Source organism: Microvirga sp. P4_A5, assembly GCF_056402495.1.
In genome coordinates, this window is the sequence record NZ_JBFUHH010000003.1 from 67,608 (window position 1) to 85,628 (window position 18,021).

Genomic DNA, 18,021 nt, shown 5'->3' on the forward strand with positions numbered 1-18,021 from the left:
GGTTATATCCTGAGAAGTTTGAAGATCGCGTCAAGAATGCGCGAAGATGTCGGTCTCGGGCCAGCCCAGCAGGTCGAGTTGCGCTCGGGTCGGCAGGAACGCGAAGCATTGATGGGCGACGCCGAGCCGGTTCTCGCGCGCGAGATTGCGGTCGAGCTTCTCTTTCAGCGCGTGCAGGTGGAGCACGTCGGAGGCCGCGTAATCGATCTGGGCCTGCGTCAGGGTCTCGGCGCCCCAGTCGGAGGATTGCTGCTGTTTGGAAATATCCACTCCCAGCAATTCCCGCGAGAGGTCTTTGAGGCCGTGCCGGTCCGTATATGTCCGCACCAGCCGGGAGGCGATCTTGGTGCAATAGACCGGGCGGGGCATGACGCCGAAGGCATGGAAAAGGACCGCCAGATCGAAGCGCGCATAATGAAATATCTTGAGGACGCTCTCATCCGCCAGGACCTCGATCAGCCGGGCGGGCGGCGGCCCGTCTTTCAGGATCTGCACCACGTCGGCGGTGCCGTCGCCCTTGGAGATCTGGACCACGCAAAGCCTGTCCCGATGGGGATTGAGCCCCAGCGTCTCGGTGTCGATGGCGAGCGAGGGGCCCGGCTGATAATCGGCGGGCAGGTCACCGCGATGGAAACGCGTGGTCATGGGACATCCGGATGCGAGAGGGCGGGAGACACCAAGCCTCTACCCCGTCGCTTGCGCGGTATCAACTTTCCCGGCCTCGCGGTCGGGACCTAGTAGCAGCTGCGGACCCGGCGGATGACCGCCGTGCCGTGCCGCGTCGCGACCCGGCGGCGCTCGTAGAAGCAGTGGTGCCCGGACGCCACCGCCGGGCGGTAGGCAGCCTGCCTCGACGCGGCCGCGATGGTCCCGAGGGCAATCGCCCCGATCAGCCCCGCCGCCACCGCGCCACCGTTGTCGTTGTAATAGCCGCCATAAGGATAGTAGCCCCCATAGGGGTAATACCCGCCATAATAACCCCCGACAGGGTAGTAGCCGCCGTAATTAGGGTAGCCATAGACGGCGCGACGGTAGGCCGGCCGGTAATATCCACCTCCATAGATCGGACGGTAGCCATACGCTGGCCGGTAGACGCCCGGATAGGCGCGTCGGATGCCCGCATTGCGGTAGAATCCCGCCCCATACGCTGGCCGAAGCCCCATCGCTCCGGGCCGGAACGCGGCTCCGGTTCGGAATCCGGGCGCTACGCGGAAACCCTGGGCCGGACGGAAAGCCCCCATGGGCCTGAAGCCGGGCGACCTCACCGCTCCGCCGCGAAAATGCCCACCGCGAAAGCCCTGGGCTGACGCGACCGTGGGGATCGTCACGCCGGACGCGGCCGTCAAGAGAGAGACCGCCACCGCCAGGGCCTTGAGGGAAATCGAACTCATGCGGAACATCGACATCGCCTGTCTCCGAGCGGTCGAGCCGGCGGGCGTTCAATGCGACCTCGAACCCGCTTCAGGCTTCGCCGCTATGCCATGCGGTTCAACCCAAACTTCGGTTTGGCGTTCCGCTTTTGTCTTGCGGCGAAGCGGCGCAATACGGGCCGACTCGCCGGCTGGTGAATCGTCGCACAAGCCGCTACCATCCGGCAGTTCACGGAAAGGACAGACGATGCTGCGCGCATTCTCCCTCGCCCTGACGCTGATGCTGGTTACACCGGCAGTCGCCACAGACACGCCGCCCGATGAAGGAGTGGTGGCTCAACAGAAATCCGCACCGCAGACCCCCCGGCACGACTGCGAGAAAAAAGCCGAGGGCATCAGTTAGGGGCCAGCCGAGCGGGACGCTCGCACGCGCCTCATGCGGGAACGCGTATCCTTCGGTTCGCGCCGCCATTCGCCCGCTGGTCGCGCAGGGTCACCACGCTGGCCTCCGGCTGCTGCACCTCTTCGCCGGTGGCGATCTGCAGAGAGCGCACGACCCCATCCCTGAGCGATCCCACATAATAATCGGCACCCACCGCCGCCCGGATGCTCTCATCGCGGAAAACGGGATGGTCGGACGGCCAGAGGCCTACCATGAGGCTTGCCTCGCGTGCCCGGGTGCGCAGGCGGCGGATGAGGTAGCGCAGATGCGCCGGAGTGCCCAGGATCTCCACATAGCACAGCACGATCATCCGAACGCCGGTCACATCGAGATCGGCGATCGTGGAGCGTCCCACGGCCTCGTGCGGCACCACGCGGGTGCCAAGGCCGTGCTTGGTGAGAAGCTGACCGAACATCTCGGCCGCCGCATCGTCGAGCGCGCCGCGACCGGCCACGCACAGGATCGCGCCTTCAGTGCTCCATTCGGCCGGGATGCGCCCTTCGAGGGGCAACAGATCCTGGGTTGCCGGGTCGGGGATGGTGGGCTTCTCGCTCGCGGGCGGGGCCACGGGCTCGTCCTTCGTGTCGGCCGCGTCGGGCTCATTGTCGTCATGACTATTCAGGTCGAGCACGAGGGAATGCGCCACGTCCTTGATATGCTGGATCTGCTGAGAGGTCATGACGCCTCGCCTTGCATCGTTCGCCGCAAGCTGAATGGCGCTCACCGCGACCTCGTCGTAATAGGAGGTGAGCGAACGGTCCTTCAACAGAATTTCGGCTGATTCCAGCGCCTCGTCCGGATCGCCGACCAGCATGCGCTGGTAGAGATTTTCGGCCGGCGTCAGGGCGGGCCTGTCACCCAGCAGCACGTCGAGGAACTCCAGCCGCTCCACATGGCGACCGAGGACCACGAGGCAAAGCGTCAGCGGCGTGGCGATGAGCAGACCGACGGGTCCCCACATCCAGGTCCAGAAGATCGCCGAGATCACGACCGCGAAAGGCGAAAGCCCGGTGCTCTTGCCGTAGACGAGCGGCTCGATCACGTGGCCCATCACGGGTTCGGAGATCAGGAACAGGGCAGTCGTCATGCCGACCATCGACCAGCCGGGATCGACCGCGGAGGCGAGCACGATGGGGAAGGCCGCCGCCACGAACGAGCCGATATAGGGCACGAACCGCATGACCGCGGCGAACACGCCCCACAGGGCAGGGCTGGGAATGCCGATAGCCCACAGGCCAAGGCCGATCAGCACGCCGAAAGCGGCATTGAGGCCGAGCTGGATGAGAAAATAGCGGCTCAGGCGACGGGCGGCATCATCCATCGCGCCGGTGGTGCGGTGAAGATCGGATGACCCGAACAGCCGGATCATGCGGTCTCGCAGATCCTCCCGCTGCAGCAGGATGAAGACCAGCACCACGAACACGATGCCGGTTGTGGTGAGCGGTTTCAGGAGCGGCACCGCGATGCTCTGCGCGAGCTGAAGCGGCGTCGCCTCGCGCTCGTGCACCTCGACCGGAAGCGGGCCGGGCTCGGGCGGGGCGGGCTGCGCGGCGGGGGCGTTGGCCGCGTCGGGCTCCTTGGGCGCCTCCTCGACCGCCTTGTTGAATTCCTTCAGCATGGCGGGAAGCCGACCGATGGTTCCGGCGCGCAAGGACCCGACCTTCTCCTTGATGGTGGCCTGGTAGCGCGGCAGGTCGGTGGCAAGGCCTGCGACCTGGACGCCGATCAGACCCCCGAGGGACACGATGATGCCCAAAGCAAGCATCACGGCGATGATCACCGACGGCACGCGCCCCAAATGCCAGCGCCGCATCCAATCCACGAACGGTGCCAGAACGAAGGCCAGCAGAATCGCCATCACGACGGGGAGAAACACGTCCTGGCCGATATAGAGCGCCGCCAGCACCACAACCGCGACGATCAGGGTCATGAGCCCCGAAATGCCGGGTACGGCGGGGGGCTCGATCTCGGTTTCGGCGGGCACAGGCGTCGCGGAGGCTCGCATCGTATGGGTGTCCATTTCGCGAGGGAGGTCCCGCGGGCTGCAGATCAACGCCGATGAGGCAGGAACGATCCTTGGCCGTAAGCCTTCCGCCAGACGACAAGCCAATGGGCTCTTCCGGCGCGTTGCCAAGGCGGATAAGAGTCGGTCCCCGCCGACGAAAAAGCGAGCCCGCCATGACCTCAAGCACCCTCTCCGCTGCGGAGCGCAACCCGCTTCTCGAGACCTGGCCCGATCCGCAGGGAATCCCGCCCTTCGAGGCGATCGCCCCCGCTCACTACCGTCCGGCCTTCGACGAGGCTCTGGAGCGGCAGCGCCGGGAAATCGCCGCCATCGCGGATGAGAAGGCGCCGCCCACGTTCGCCAACACCATCGAGGCGTTGGAGCGCAGCGGCGCGACGCTGAAACGCGTCGGCGGCGTGTTCTTCAATCTCTCGGGATCGCACACCAACGATGCCATGCAGGCCATCGAGCGCGAGATGGCGCCGGTGCTCGCCAAGCACCGCAACGCCATTTTCATGAACGAGGCGCTCGACCGCCGCGTCGCGCAACTCTACGCCGCGCGCGAAAACCTCGGGCTCACCGCCGAGCAGATGCGCGTCCTCGACCGCTATCACACGATCTTCCTGCGCGCGGGCGCTCGGCTCGACGGGACGCAGAAGGCCCGGCTCGCTGCCATCGTCGAGCGCCTCGCGAGCCTCGGCACGCAGTTTTCGCAGAACGTTCTGGCGGACGAAAAATCCTATCGCCTGGTGCTCGATGGGGAGGCCGATCTCGCGGGGCTTCCGCCCTTCCTGCGCGAAGCCGCGGCGCGTGCCGCCGAGGATGCGGGGATGAAGGGAAAGCACGTCATCACCCTGTCGCGGTCGAGCATCGAGCCCTTCCTGCAATTCTCCGAACGCCGGGACCTGCGCGAGCAGGCCTTCCAGGCGTGGACGGCGCGGGGCGACACGGGCGGCCCCACCGACAACAAGGCGATCATCGCCGAGACCATTGCGCTGCGCGCCGAGCGGGCGAAACTGCTCGGCTACGAGACCTTCGCGGATTTCAAGCTCGCCGACACCATGGCGAAGACGCCGAACGCCGTGCTGGGTCTTCTCAATGCCGTCTGGGAGCCGGCCCGCGCCCGTGCCATGACCGAACGGGACGATCTCCAGCGTTTCGCGCAAGCCAAGGGCGAGAATATCGCCATCGAGCCGTGGGACTGGCGGCACTATGCCGAACAGGTCCGCCTCGCCCGCCACGATCTCGACGAGGCGGTCATCAAGACCTATTTCCAGCTCGACCGGATCATCGCGGCGGCGTTCGACACGGCTCACCGGCTGTTTGGGCTCAGCTTCGAAGAGCTGAAGGAATTTCCGCGCTACCATCCGGATGTCCGCGCATGGCGCGTGCTCGACGCAAACGGCGCGGTGATCGGCACTTTCCTCGGCGATTACTTTGCCCGCGAGTCGAAGCGCAGCGGCGCGTGGATGAGCGCCTTCCGGTCGCAGGAGAGACTCGCTGGCGACATCCGGCCCATCATCGTCAACGTGATGAATTTCGCTAAAGCCGGCGAGGGCGAGCCGTCGCTCCTGAGCTTCGACGACGCCCGCACGCTCTTTCACGAATTCGGGCATGCACTGCACGGGTTGTTATCGAACGTCACCTATCCGCTGCTCGCCGGCACGAGCGTCTCGACGGACTTCGTCGAATTGCCGTCGCAGCTTTTCGAACATTGGCTCGGACAGCCCGAGATCCTGCGTCGCTACGCCACCCATTACCGGACCGGTGAGCCGATCCCCGAGCCGCTGTTGCAGCGCCTCATGGCAGCCCGCAATTTCAACCAGGGTTTCGCCACCGTCGAATACCTGTCCTCCGCCCTCGTCGACATCGCGCTGCACCAGCGCCGGGATGTGGCGCCGCTCGATGTGGCGGCTTTCGAGAAGGAGACGCTGTCCTCCATCGGCATGCCGCGCGAGATCGTCATGCGGCATCGCACGCCGCATTTCGCCCATGTGTTTTCGGGCGACGGCTATTCATCGGGCTATTACAGCTATCTGTGGTCGGAGGTGCTCGACGCGGATGCGTTCACGGCGTTCGAGGAAACCGGCGACGTCTTCGATCCCGCGAYGGCGGAGCGTTTGAAGCAATACGTTTATTCGGCAGGGAATCTGCGTGATCCGGCGGAGGCCTACACGGCGTTTCGGGGCAAGCTGCCGACCCCCGATGCGCTTCTGGCGAAGCGGGGGCTGCTCGCGCCCGTTACGGAATGAGGCAGGCCGGTTTCGGCGGCGCGAGAACGAGCTCGCGCCTTCCAGAAGGCCGCGCCGCGGAGACGATTCGCGAGGCCGGGTTCGATCGAGCGCACGCGCAGGATTGTTGCCGAAGGACGGTCAGCAGAAACGCCATCCCGTCCGGATCTCGCTCAAGTGCCCTCGCATCCAAGACCGGCATCCTCTTCACTTTCCCGCGACCGACGCGATGGTTAACGGCCCCGCAGCATTCCCGTTCCAGACCCGAATCGATATTCGGTGCTTTGCCGGGAGATCGTTCCCGGTTCCAGGATTGTGGAGGGAAAGTGGGCCTTATTGGGGCCGTCGGGAAAGCGCTGCGGTTCGAGGCACAATCCTGCATGGGCGCCGTAATGGGCGCCCCGCAGCCCCGGCACCGGGATGTCGATCATGTGGCCGTCGTAGAATTGCAGGCCCGGCTCCGTCGTCCATAACTCCATCGCAAGACCGTTTCGCAACGATGTGAGCGTTGCCGCATGGGACAATTCCCCGGTCGCTCGCAGCACGTAGTTCACGTCGTAGGAGGTGCGGCCCTGCAGTAATTGCGGTGCGCCGACAGGTCGCAGGGTCCTGAAATCGTAGGCGGTGTCGGCCACGCTCTTGATCGCCCCGGTGGGAATGAGGTCGGGGAGCGTGGGCGTGATGAAATCGGACGCGATCATGAGTTGGTGCGTGCCGATATCGGGAGAGCCGTCGAGGTTGAAATAGGCGTGATTGGTGAGGTTCACGGGGGTGCGCCGATCGGCCGTGGCCTCGAGGTCGATTCGCACGGTCGAGGGTTCGAGAAGCGTATAGGCGCAAGTGGCCAGCAGCCTGCCCGGGTAGCCCATGTCGCCCTCCGCCGACACGAGCGCGAGCGTGACGCTCGTGGGCGACAGGTCGATGATGGTCCAGGGGCGCGTGCCGAAGCCGTGCGGTCCGCCATGGAGCTGGTTCCGGCCCTCGTTCGCGGCGAGCAGATAGGTCACCCCGTCGAGGACGAAGCGAGCGCGGCCGATGCGGTTGGCATAGCGCCCCACCACGGCGCCGAAATAGGGCGAATGAGCCGCGTAATCGTCGATCGTCTCGAGGCCGAGCACGACCGGCCGCGGGCCTGTCGACGAGGGCACGACGAGATCGCGGATGACCGCGCCCCAGGTCAGGACGCGCATCTCGGTTCCGTCCGGAAGCGCCAGCGTGACCTCGGATATGTCGACCCCGTCGAACGAGCCGAAGGGCGCGATCATCTCGGCCTATCCTTGAAAGATGTTGGATCGCAATCCGCGAATGCCGCATTCCGACGAGTAGAGATGGCCCGCCATGGGATCGATATGGGGGTCGCGCCCGATGGCGGCGGTGGTCACGTAAAGCGTCGTCAGCTCGGGGCCGCCGAACGCGCATTTGGTGACCTGGGCGGTGTGGATCGGCACGATCCGCTCGACCTTCCCGTCCGGCGCAAGGCGCGTGATGCGCGAGCCGCCCCAATGGCACACCCACAGATGTCCTTCGGCGTCGACGCAGAGACCGTCGGGATTGCCGCACGCCTGGTCGAATTCGACGAAGAGCCGCGTCTCTCCCGGCCCGCTATGGCCCATGTTCTGCGCATGGATCGTCCGCTTGAGGGTATCGATGGTGTAGATCGTGCGGCCGTCGGGGCTGAAAGCCGGGCCGTTTGTGATGACGATGCCGTCGCGGAAACGCAGCAGCTCCTTGCCGTCCCAGCGCCAGAAGGCCCCCGTGGGGTCGGTCTCGTCGTCGTCCATGGTGCCGAAATACACGTGGCCGTCCGGCCCCACATGACCGTCATTGATGCGGTTGCGGGGCTTATCGGGTTCGGGCGAGACCAGCGGCTGGATCTCGCCGCCCCACAGGTTGAACCGCACGAGACCGGTCTTGAACCCGGCGATCACGATGTCGGGGTCCGGGGTCAGCGCCACGAAGCCGACCCGCTCGGGCGCCCTCATGCGCGAATGTTTGCCCGTTGCCGGATGATAGCGCCAGATTGCCGGGTCCTTGATGTCGACCCAGAGAAGCGTGTCGTTGCGGTGATCCCATACCGGCCCTTCGCCAAGGACGCAGGCGCTTGCGACCGCGACGCGGGGGGATTCCATATCAACCGAAGGATGCGTCATCTGATCCCCGCTTTTGTCATACGCGATGGCGTCTCGGTAACGCCCTGACGCGCCGGCTTGTTCAGGCCGCCGATGATGTCGCCGCTACCCGGGCCGCCAGCCTGACGAGGCTGAGATCCGATCCGGCGGGACCGAGAAGCGAAATTCCGAGCGGCGCGTTCTCCCGCGTCGCCAGCGGGATCGACACCTGCGGGAAACCCGACAGCACGGAGAGGCACTGAAGGTTCAGCGCCTTGTTGCGGTAATCGTTCAGGGCATCGTCGCTTTCCGTCAGGAGCGGCGCGATATCCGGCATCGACGGCAGGATGAGCACGCCGTCCCGCCCCAGCAAGGTCGCGAGGCGTTCGCGAAAGCCGCTGCGGATGGCTTGCGATTCCRTCACCTGCCGCTCCGTCACGCCGCGCGAAAATTCGAACCGGTCGGTGATGCCGGGGCCCATCGGGGGCTTCAAAAGTTCGATCATCGGGCCGTCGGTCTTCCAGGCCTCAAAGCCCTGGATGTAGCGCATGGCCCAATAGAGGGCCGTATAGCCGTCGCCGACCGCCTCCACGTCGGAGGATGCTCCGAGGGAGGCTTCGATCAGGCGGATGGCCGGCGCGAGGGCGTCGCGAACGGGCCGGTCGAGGAGCGCGAACGTATCTCTGGCGCGCAGCATCCGCGGACGATCCGGCAGGGCCTCGCGGTCGGCGCCGAGCAGCACCTCGCCGACCCGCAGGAAGGTTTCGCCGTCGCGGGCGAAAAAGCCGCAGGTGTCGAAGGAGGGCGCGAGGTCATGGCAGCCCTCGAGGCTCACCCGACCATGGGTGGGGCGGATGCCGAACAGGCCGCAATGGCTCGCCGGCGCGCGGACCGAGCCGCCCGTATCGGTGCCGAGAGCGACATCGCACAGATCGTTGGAGACTGCCGAAGCCGACCCGCAGGACGAGCCGCCGGGTATGCGATCCGGCGCGCCGCCGTTTACGGGGGTGCCGAAATGAGCGTTCTTGCCCGACATCGAGAAGGCGAGTTCGTCCGTGATGGTTTTGCCGACGAAGCGGGCGCCGCAATCGAGCAGGCGCTGCACGATGGGGGCCGTCCGGGTCTTGATCCCCGACATGGCGAGCATCTGCGGCGAGCCGGCGCTGGTGGGGTAGCCCGCGACGTCGAACAGATCCTTGGCGGCGAAGGTCAGACCCGCCAGCGGCCCCTCGGCCGCGTTCGCCACGGCGGCCGGGGGGTAGGGCATGAAAGCGCGAGCGGGATCGTGATCGAGCAGCATGAAGGATATCACCGTGGAATGGAGCGGGCGGGCCCGCGAAAGCGTTGCGCGCATTGTGGTCGGGATTCCCCGACAGGCAAGGCCGGATCGCGCCACGGCGTTGAAATCCTTCCTGCCGATCATTCGGGCTTTCTTCCCGGCGCGATTAGCCCTACACCCACGCTAACCGATCGAATGCAGGGATTTCGAGATGGCAAAGACGTCGATGATCCGTTCGCTGGCCGTTGGATTGGCGTTCGCGCTCGGGGCCGCCGGCGCCCAGGCGCAGCCGGCGCCGATCAAGATCGGGGAACTGAACTCCTATGCCAAATGGGCGGCCTTCACGGCGCCCTACCGCGATGGGTGGCGGCTCGCCCTCGAGGAGATCAACGCCAAGGGCGGGGTTCTCGGCCGCAAGATCGAAATCGTGTCCCGCGATGACGGCTCGACCACCGGTGACGCCACCCGCGTCGCCGACGAACTGGTCACCCGCGAAGGCGTGTCGCTCCTCTTCGGCTCGTTCCTGTCGAATGTCGGCGTCGCCATGGCGGATTACGCCAATCAGAAGAAGATCGTCTACATCGCGGCCGAACCCTTGAGCGACGCCGTCACGATGGCGCAGGGCAACCGCTACACCTACCGCATCCGCCCCAACAATTTCATGCAGGTCGGCATGCTGGTCGAGCAGGCCAAGGCCTCCGGTGCGAAGCGCTGGGCAATCGTGGCGCCCAATTACGAATACGGCCAATCCGCCGCCGAGGTGTTCAAGCGCCTCATCAAGGAGCGTGTGCCCGGGGCCGAGATCGTCGCCGAGCAATATCCGGCCCTCGGCAAGATCGAGGCGGGCGCCACCGTCTCGGCGCTCGAACAGGCCAAGCCCGACGGCATCTTCAACGTCACCTTCGGCCCGGACCTCACGCAGTTCGTCCGCGAAGGCAACACGCGCGGGCTGTTCGAGGGCAAGAGCGTCCTGTCGCTCCTGACGGGCGAGCCCGAATGGCTTCTGCCGCTGAAGGACGAGGTTCCGGCGGGCTGGACCGTCACGGGCTATCCGTGGGACGAGATCACCGAGCCGAAGCACAAGGCCTTCGTCGACGCGTACCGGGCGAAATACAACGAGACGCCGCGGCTCGGCTCGCTGCTCGGTTACATGGTCCTCTACATGATCCGCGACACCATCGAGCGCGCCGGTTCGACCGAGACCGAGGCCATCATCAAGGCCCTGGAAGACGCGAAGTTCGATACCGTCGCGGGACCCGTCACCATGCGGGGGATCGATAACCAGTCCAGCATGGGCGCGTGGGTCGGCAAGCTGGTGCTCAAGGGCGCGTCCGGCGGCATGTCCGACTGGAAGTATCATGACGGCACCGCCTACATGCCGTCGGAGGCCCAGGTGAAGGCCGTCCGAAAGGACTGAGAATTGAGCGCCGCGCGTCGCGTTCTCCAGATCGGCGGGTAGGCGCGGATGGATCTGTCCTTCGTGGCGGTTCAGGCGCTGAACGGGCTCGCCAGCGCTTCCTCGCTGTTCATCACCGCCTGCGGCCTGACGCTGGTCTTCGGCGTCACGCGGATCGTCAATTTCGCCCATGGATCGCTCTACATGGTGGGGGCGTTCACGGCTGCGACCCTGGTGCCGTGGCTGCTCGAAATATGGTTCGGGCCGGTCTCGTTCTGGGTCGGCATCCTGCTCTCGGCGCTCATCGTCGGCGTGATCGGAATCCTCATCGAGGTGCTGCTGCTCCGGCGCATCTACGGCGCGCCGGAATTGTTCCAGCTTCTGGCGACTTTCGGCGTGGTGCTGGTGCTTCAGGATCTCGTCGTGCAGGTTTTCGGCCCGCAGGACATTCTCGGACCCCGCGCGCCGGGCCTGCGCGCCCCGGTGGAGATTCTCGGACGGCGGTTTCCGTCCTACGAACTGGTGCTGATCGCCGCCGGACCCGTGGTGCTCGGGCTCGTGTGGTTGCTGCTGCGCAAGACCCGCTTCGGGATCCTCATCCGCGCCGCCACGCAGGATCGCGACATGGTGGCGGCGCTTGGCGTCAACCAGGCGCTGCTCTTCACCGGCACGCTGTTCGTCGGCGCGTTCCTCGCCGGTCTCGGCGGCGCTCTGCAGATCCCGCGCGTCGCCGCCAATACGGGCATGGATCTCTCGATCATCGCCGAATGCTTCGTCGTCACGGTGGTGGGCGGCATGGGCAGCGTACCGGGTGCGTTTCTGGCGGCCTTGATCATCGGGCAATTGCAGGCCTTCGGCATTCTGGTCTTCCCGAAAAGCACGCTGGTGGTGGTTTTCCTGCTGATGGCCGTGGTGCTCGCCGTCAGGCCTTACGGGTTCTTCGGGCGCCCCGAGATCATCGGCGGCACGCACGCGGTCGGCATCGCCAGCCGCAGTCCGATGCGCGGCGCAAACCTGTTGGCAGTGGGCGGGCTCGCGCTCCTGGCCTGCCTGCCGCTGTTCGGCGATGCCTATCTGCTCAAAGTCGCCACCGAAATTCTGATCTTCGCGCTATTCGCCTTCAGTCTTCAACTCCTCATCGGAATCGGCGGTCTCGTGAGCTTCGGCCATGCGGCGTTCTTCGGCCTCGGCGCCTACGGCTCCGCCCTGGCGGTGCGCTGGCTCGGCGCTCCCATGGAAGCCGCCATTCCGGCGGGGCTTATTCTCGCCGGTCTCGGCGCGGCGCTGATCGGCGCCTTCGTGGTGCGCCTGTCGGGCATCTATCTCGCCATGATGACGCTGGCGGCGGCGCAGATTCTCTACGCGGTGGCGTTCCAGTGGGTGGCCGTCACGGGAGGCGACAACGGCATCGTGGGCGTCTGGCCGTCGGCGTGGGTTTCCGGTCGAAGCGCCTATTACCTGCTGACGCTGGCGCTGACCGCCATCGTGGTCCTGTGCCTCAAACAGGTGTTCGAATCGCCCTTCGGCTATTCGCTGCGGGCGGCCCGGGACTCGGAGCCCCGCGCGGAGGCGATCGGCATCGCGATCCGCCGCCAGCGCTGGCTCGCCTTCGTGATCGCCGGGGCCTCGGCGGGAATCGCCGGCAGCCTCTACGCGTTCTCGCGGGGTTCTGTGGACCCGAGCCTGCTCGGCATCCCGACTTCGGTGGATGCGCTCACCATGCTGCTGCTCGGCGGCATTCAGACCATCGCGGGCCCACTCGTGGGCTCCGCCGTGCTGCATGTCCTGCGCGACCAGCTCATGCCCCTCACGTCCCTGTGGCGGCTGGGTCTCGGCCTTGCGATCATCGGCATGGTGCTGGTCTTCCCGCGCGGTCTCGTGGGGACGATCCGGCAATGGCGCGAGGACCGCGCATGAGCCTGCTGTCGGTGGAACGGCTGAGCAAATCCTTCGGCGGCGTCGTCGCGGCGCGCGAGGTCGGCTTTTCCGTGGAGAGCGGCGAGATGGTTGCGCTGATCGGCCCCAACGGCGCCGGCAAATCCACCATCTTCAACATGATCGGCGGGCAGCTCCGGCCGGATCGCGGCGTCGTCCTGTTCGAGGGCAAGGTTATCTCCCTCGCCTCCGCGCAGGAGCGGTTTCGCCGGGGCATCGGCCGTACTTTTCAGGTCGCCCAGGCGTTTCATTCCATGACGGTCTGCGAGAACGTCCAGATGGCGCTGATCAGCCATCGCGGCGAAATCCTGTCGGTGTGGCACCCCGCACGGGAGCGGCACCGTGAACTGGCGATGGCGCTTCTCGATCAGGTGGGCATGGCGGCTGCGGCCGACCGGCCCTGTTCGGAGCTCGCCTACGGGGATGTGAAGCGGGTCGAGCTCGCGGTCGCGCTGGCGGGCGACCCGAGGCTTTTGCTGATGGACGAGCCGACGGCCGGGATGGCCCTGCGCGAGCGGGCGGCCCTGATGGAACTCACGCAGGACATCGCTCGCACGCGCCGGATCGGCGTGCTGTTCACCGAGCACGACATGGATGTGGTGTTCGGCCACGCCTCCCGAATCCTCGTCCTGCTGCGTGGCGAGGTCATCGCGGCGGGCAGTCCCGATGAAATCCGCGCGAACGCCGAGGTGCGGCGGGCTTATCTCGGCGACGCGCCGACGGGCGTCGCGCCCATGGCGGGCACCCCATGAGCCCGCTTCTCGACGTTCGGGGTCTCACGGCGAGCTATGGGCGCGCGCAGGTGCTGTTCGATGTCGCGCTCGAGCTTCGGGCGGGCGAAGTCGTGGCGCTGATCGGGCGCAACGGCGCGGGCAAGACCACGACGCTGAAGGCCATCATGGGCCTCGTCTCGGCACGGGCGGATCGTCTCGCCTTCAAGGGCCGGTCGATCGCCGGCCAGCCAACCTATCGGATCGCCCGCCTCGGTCTCGGCTACGTGGCGGAGGACCGGCGCATCTTCACCGACCTGACGGTCGAGGAAAACCTCGAGGTCGGTCGCCAGGCGGCGCGGGCCGGGCGCTCACCCTGGACGCGGGAGCGCCTGTTCGCGCTGTTCCCCAATCTGGCCGAGATGCGCGGGCGGCGCGGCGGGCAGATGTCGGGGGGCGAGCAGCAGATGCTCGCCATCGCCCGCACCCTCATGGGCAATCCCGACGCCATTCTCCTCGACGAGCCCTCCGAGGGCATCGCGCCGGTCATCGTCCAGACCATGGCGGTGGCGATCCGGGCCATGAAGCAGGAGGGTGTGGCGGTTCTCCTCTCCGAGCAGAACTGGGCCTTCGCGGCCGCCATCGCCGACCGGGCCTGCGTCATCGAGCGGGGCAGCATCCGGTTCACCGGGTCGATGGCGGATTTTCTCGCCGACGAGGCACTCCGCGCGGAGACGCTCGGCGTCTGACGAGCCCTCCGCCATTGACGGAGAGGCCCGAAAGCCCGATATCCAGCCCGTCCGCGGCCACCTGCGCCATCTCCAGAACCTTGTTGTGCTTAGGGAATTCCCGTTTCATGGGCGTCATCCATGTGATCGACCGCGAAGGCCAGCGCCACACCCTCGAATGCATCGAGGGCTGGCGCGTGATGGAGATCATCCGGGATTGGGGCCTGCCCCTGGAGGGCCTCTGCGGCGGCGCCTGCGAATGCGCCACCTGCCACGTCTTCGTCAGCGAGGAGTGGATGGGCCGGCTTCATCCGCCGACCGAAGAGGAAGAGGACCAGCTCGACACCGTCGTCACCCGGCCGACCTCCCGCCTGTCCTGCCAGATACTCTGGACGCCGGAACTCGACGGCCTCGAAGTCACGCTGGCACCCGTCGGAACCTGAACCAGGGCCTCGAAACCACACCTGAATCATTGCCAAAAGCGGAACTCCGTGCTTTTCGGAGGGCCTCTCGAAGGAGCCTGTTCAAATGACCGACAATATCGAAACCGACGTCGTCGTGATCGGCGCGGGGCCCGTAGGCCTGTTTGCCGTCTTCGAACTCGGGCTCCTCGACATCAAATGCCATCTCATCGACATCCTGCCGAAGGTCGGCGGGCAATGCGCCGAGCTCTATCCCGAGAAGCCGATCTACGACATTCCGGGCTTTCCCATGGTGACCGGTCAGGGTCTCGTGGACAACCTGCTGGCGCAGATCGAACCGTTCCATCCGACCTTCCACTTCAACGAAATGGTTGAGAGCGTCGAGCCGATCGGGACGCCCGAGGCGCCGCTCTTTCGCGTCAAGACCGCGGAGAACGGCACCACCTTCGTGTGCAAGGCCCTCATCATCGCGGCCGGCGGCGGTTCGTTCCAGCCCAAGAAGCCGCCGATCGAGAACATCGAGGCCTATGAGGGGACCGGCGTCTTCTACGCGGTGCGCCACATGCAGATGTTCCGCAACAAGCGCGTGCTCATCGTCGGCGGCGGCGATTCGGCTCTGGACTGGACCGTCAACCTGCAACCCATCGCCAAGCGCCTGACGCTGCTGCACCGGCGCGATGCCTTCCGCGCCGCGCCCCACACGGTGGAAAAGATGCGCGCGCTGGTGGCCTCCGGCGACATGGATCTTCATCTCGGACAGATCATCCACCTCAAGGGCAAGGCGCCGGTTCTCGATGGCGTGTCGATCAAGAAGGACGACGGTTCGGTCGTCGATGTGGATTGCAACGTGGTGCTGCCGTTCTTCGGCCTCACCATGAAGCTCGGGCCCATCGCCGATTGGGGCCTCAACCTTCATGAGAACCTGATCCCCGTCGATACGGAAAAGTTCGAAAGCAACGTGCCGGGCATCTTCGCCATCGGCGATATCAACACCTATCCGGGCAAGCTGAAGCTTATCCTCTCGGGCTTTCACGAGGCCGCGCTGGCGGCGCAGAAGGTGCATCGCTACGTGTATCCGGAAAAGAAGCTCCTGTTCCAGTACACGACCTCCTCCACAAGCCTGCAGAAGAAGCTCGGCGTCGTCGCCTGATCGGGTCCGCGCCGCGCCCCCTTGCGAAGCGCGCGGGTTCCTGAAACTGTCCGGCCATGACGCAAGAATCTTCCTCCGCCGACCTCGCCCTGGGCCGCCGCGCCATGGTGCTTCTGGACGCGCTCGCGCAGCACAGCGACGAGCCCACGCGGCTGACGCGGCTCTATCTCTCGCAGGCGCATCGCAGGGCCGCCGAGGCGACGCTCGGCTTCATGCGCGATGCCGGGCTCGCGAGTCACATCGATCCGCTCGGCTCGGTCGTCGGACGCCTCGAGGGTACGAATCCGGACGCGCCGGCGCTGCTCATCGGGTCGCATATCGACACGGTGGTGGATGCTGGCCGCTATGACGGTACGCTCGGGGTGGTGCTCGGCATCGTCGTCGCCGAGGCGCTGAGGCGGCAGGGCGTCGCGCCGTCATGCCCGATCGAGATCGTGGCGTTCGGCGACGAGGAGAATGCGCGCTTTCCCACCAACCTCTCGACCTCGCAGGCGCTGTCGGGCCGTTACGATCCCACATGGCTCGATGGGACCGACCAGGAAGGCGTCACCTTGCGCGATGCGCTTCTGGCCTTCGGCGGCGACCCGGCGGGCATCGCCACGGTCAAGCGCGATGCCGCACGCTATCGCGGCTATCTCGAAGTTCATATCGAGCAAGGTCCGCAGCTCGAAGCCGCTGGCCACGCGGTCGGAATCGTGTCGGCCATCAACGGAATCACGCGTGCCCGCGCCGTCGTGACGGGCGAGGCCGGCCATGCGGGCACCGTGCCGATGACGATGCGCCGCGACGCGCTCGCCGCCACCGCCGAGATGGTGGTGGCCATCGAGCGCACGGGCGCCATCCGCCTCGACACGGTCGCCACCGTCGGCGTCGCGCAGGTGCAGCCCGGCGCCATCAACGTGATTCCCGCGCGGGTGGATTTCACCCTCGATGCACGCGCGCCCGACGATGCGGTGCGTCGCACCATGGTGGCGGACATCGTGGCCGAGTGTGAAGCCATCGCGCAGAAGCGCGGCGTGGAACTGTCTCTCGAGCCCTTCATGGATTCTCCCGCCACGCCCATGGATGCGCGGCTCATGCGCGTCTTCGAAGACACCTTCGCGTCGCTCGGTCGCGAACCCATGCGCGTCGCATCCGGCGCGGGTCACGATGCGGTCGCGATGGCGCATCTCTGTCCATCGGCGATGCTGTTCGTCCGCTGCAAGGGCGGCGTCAGCCACAACCCGGCGGAATCGATCACCGTCGAGGATGCCGATGTGGCGGCGCGCGTGCTGYTGCAAGCGGTCAAGACGCTCGTCGCATGAATCCTCACATCGCCCTCGTGCCTGATCCGGACGATCACCTGCGCGCCGTCATCCTCGACGGTCTGCGCGATTTCAATTTCACCACGGTCGCACCCGGTCACGAGATCGAGCCTCTCGCAGTCGCGATCCGCGATCCGGCCGACGGTTCGGCGATCGGCGGCCTGTGGGGCCGCACCGGCATGGGGTGGTTGACCATCGAGCTGATCTTCGTGCCCGAGACATTGCGCGGCCGCCAAATCGCCAGCCGTCTCATCGCCGTCGCGGAAGGAGAGGCCCTGCGGCGCAAGTGCCATTCCGCCTGGCTCGAAACGCTCAATCCCCGTGCCCGCTCGCTCTATGAGCGGCTCGGCTTCGCGGTGTTCGGTGAATTGGAGAATTTCCCCCACGGGAATTCACGCACGTTCCTGCGCAAGTCTCTCTAGGCGCGTTCGTTCCACTCGTCGCTCAAGATCGCCCAACGCTCGTGATCGCGCCATTCGCCCGCGACAAGCAGATAGGCGCGTGACAGGCCTTCGCGCCGAAATCCGAGGCGGCGCGCGAGGGCGATGGAGCGCATGTTCGCCGGCTGGATATTCGCCTCCACCCGATGCAGACCGAGCCGTCCGAACGCGCGGTCGAGCACGAGGCCCACGGCCTCGGTCATCAGGCCGCGACCCAGGGCCCCGGCGACGCCGTAATAGCCCATATAGGCGTTCTGGAACGATCCCCGCACGATCTCGCTTAAGTTGATCACCCCGATCACGCGCCCGGTCTCCCACTCCCGCGCCACGAACCCTTCCGAGCGGCCATCCGCATGGCGAGCCAGATAGGCGAGAAAAGCCGCGTCGTCGCGGAAGGGCGAAACCCACGGCTCGTGCAGTTCGATACTGGCGAGGTTGGCCGCCACGAGATCGAGCCGGTCGTCCGGTGACACTTCGTTAATCGTAACGCGCTGCGACATG

General features: G+C 66.2%; 17 protein-coding genes. 10 read left to right on the top strand and 7 right to left on the bottom strand.

Translation table 11 applies throughout. The features are described from left to right. Positions 1 to 30: 30 nt before the first annotated feature. Both AC1DVM_RS02280 and AC1DVM_RS02285 read right to left on the bottom strand, forming a co-directional pair. The gene (locus tag AC1DVM_RS02280) at positions 31 to 645 is read right to left on the bottom strand and encodes a ribonuclease D (protein ID WP_477251675.1); all 615 of its coding nucleotides are present in this window, start codon (positions 643 to 645) and stop codon (positions 31 to 33) included. An 89-nt stretch (positions 646 to 734) separates the two neighbouring features. After that, the gene (locus tag AC1DVM_RS02285) at positions 735 to 1,406 is read right to left on the bottom strand and encodes a hypothetical protein (RefSeq protein WP_477251677.1); all 672 of its coding nucleotides are present in this window, start codon (positions 1,404 to 1,406) and stop codon (positions 735 to 737) included. Between the two features lie 211 nt (positions 1,407 to 1,617). Here AC1DVM_RS02285 and AC1DVM_RS02290 point away from each other — a divergent pair, with 211 nt between their 5' ends. Then, positions 1,618 to 1,773, top strand: coding sequence for a hypothetical protein (locus AC1DVM_RS02290; RefSeq protein ID WP_477251679.1), 156 nt, complete (start codon positions 1,618 to 1,620; stop codon positions 1,771 to 1,773). Positions 1,774 to 1,804: 31 nt separating this feature from the next. On the opposite strand, the gene AC1DVM_RS02295 is transcribed toward AC1DVM_RS02290, so the two are convergent. Further along, entirely contained in the window at positions 1,805 to 3,817 is a 2,013-nt protein-coding gene (locus tag AC1DVM_RS02295; protein WP_477251680.1) for an AI-2E family transporter, read from the bottom strand. Between the two features lie 173 nt (positions 3,818 to 3,990). Here AC1DVM_RS02295 and AC1DVM_RS02300 point away from each other — a divergent pair, with 173 nt between their 5' ends. Beyond that, positions 3,991 to 6,069, top strand: coding sequence for a M3 family metallopeptidase (locus AC1DVM_RS02300; protein WP_477251682.1), 2,079 nt, complete (start codon positions 3,991 to 3,993; stop codon positions 6,067 to 6,069). Positions 6,070 to 6,281: 212 nt separating this feature from the next. Here the strand turns inward: AC1DVM_RS02300 and AC1DVM_RS02305 are convergent, their stop codons facing one another. The 3 genes from AC1DVM_RS02305 to AC1DVM_RS02315 all read right to left on the bottom strand — a co-directional run bounded on the left by AC1DVM_RS02305 (position 6,282) and on the right by AC1DVM_RS02315 (position 9,579). After that, the gene (locus tag AC1DVM_RS02305) at positions 6,282 to 7,313 is read right to left on the bottom strand and encodes an aldose epimerase family protein (RefSeq protein WP_477251683.1); all 1,032 of its coding nucleotides are present in this window, start codon (positions 7,311 to 7,313) and stop codon (positions 6,282 to 6,284) included. 6 nt (positions 7,314 to 7,319) lie between these two features. Next, the gene (locus AC1DVM_RS02310; protein WP_477251685.1) at positions 7,320 to 8,198 is read right to left on the bottom strand and encodes an SMP-30/gluconolactonase/LRE family protein; all 879 of its coding nucleotides are present in this window, start codon (positions 8,196 to 8,198) and stop codon (positions 7,320 to 7,322) included. Between the two features lie 61 nt (positions 8,199 to 8,259). Continuing rightward, on the bottom strand, positions 8,260 to 9,579 hold the full coding sequence (locus AC1DVM_RS02315) for an amidase (protein WP_477251686.1): 1,320 nt from the start codon (positions 9,577 to 9,579) through the stop codon (positions 8,260 to 8,262). Positions 9,580 to 9,646: 67 nt separating this feature from the next. Here AC1DVM_RS02315 and AC1DVM_RS02320 point away from each other — a divergent pair, with 67 nt between their 5' ends. The 8 genes from AC1DVM_RS02320 (at position 9,647) to AC1DVM_RS02355 (ending at position 17,502) form a co-directional block, all read left to right on the top strand. After that, positions 9,647 to 10,852 carry an ABC transporter substrate-binding protein gene (locus AC1DVM_RS02320; protein ID WP_477251687.1) on the top strand — a complete coding sequence of 402 codons (1,206 nt, stop codon included), beginning with the start codon at positions 9,647 to 9,649 and terminating at the stop codon, positions 10,850 to 10,852. 48 nt (positions 10,853 to 10,900) lie between these two features. Further along, positions 10,901 to 12,748 (top strand): ABC transporter permease, encoded by a 1,848-nt coding sequence (locus AC1DVM_RS02325; RefSeq protein ID WP_477251689.1) that lies wholly within the window; start codon positions 10,901 to 10,903, stop codon positions 12,746 to 12,748. Further along, entirely contained in the window at positions 12,745 to 13,518 is a 774-nt protein-coding gene (locus AC1DVM_RS02330; RefSeq protein WP_477251691.1) for an ABC transporter ATP-binding protein, read from the top strand. Before AC1DVM_RS02325 ends, AC1DVM_RS02330 begins: the two co-directional genes overlap by 4 nt. Further along, a complete protein-coding gene (locus AC1DVM_RS02335; RefSeq protein ID WP_477251693.1) occupies positions 13,515 to 14,225 on the top strand; it encodes an ABC transporter ATP-binding protein in 711 nt (236 codons plus the stop codon). Before AC1DVM_RS02330 ends, AC1DVM_RS02335 begins: the two co-directional genes overlap by 4 nt. A gap of 107 nt (positions 14,226 to 14,332) precedes the next feature. Then, entirely contained in the window at positions 14,333 to 14,647 is a 315-nt protein-coding gene (locus tag AC1DVM_RS02340; protein WP_477251695.1) for a 2Fe-2S iron-sulfur cluster-binding protein, read from the top strand. An 85-nt stretch (positions 14,648 to 14,732) separates the two neighbouring features. Beyond that, the gene (locus AC1DVM_RS02345; protein ID WP_477251697.1) at positions 14,733 to 15,776 is read left to right on the top strand and encodes an NAD(P)/FAD-dependent oxidoreductase; all 1,044 of its coding nucleotides are present in this window, start codon (positions 14,733 to 14,735) and stop codon (positions 15,774 to 15,776) included. Between the two features lie 56 nt (positions 15,777 to 15,832). Continuing rightward, entirely contained in the window at positions 15,833 to 17,080 is a 1,248-nt protein-coding gene (locus AC1DVM_RS02350) for an allantoate amidohydrolase (RefSeq protein WP_477251699.1), read from the top strand. After that, positions 17,077 to 17,502, top strand: a complete 426-nt coding sequence (locus AC1DVM_RS02355) for a GNAT family N-acetyltransferase (RefSeq protein ID WP_477251700.1) — start codon at positions 17,077 to 17,079, stop codon at positions 17,500 to 17,502. Before AC1DVM_RS02350 ends, AC1DVM_RS02355 begins: the two co-directional genes overlap by 4 nt. On the opposite strand, the gene AC1DVM_RS02360 is transcribed toward AC1DVM_RS02355, so the two are convergent. Further along, positions 17,499 to 18,020: a GNAT family N-acetyltransferase gene (locus AC1DVM_RS02360; RefSeq protein ID WP_477251701.1), complete on the bottom strand. Its 522-nt coding sequence runs from the start codon at positions 18,018 to 18,020 to the stop codon at positions 17,499 to 17,501. The genes AC1DVM_RS02355 and AC1DVM_RS02360 overlap by 4 nt on opposite strands. Position 18,021 lies beyond the last annotated feature (1 nt).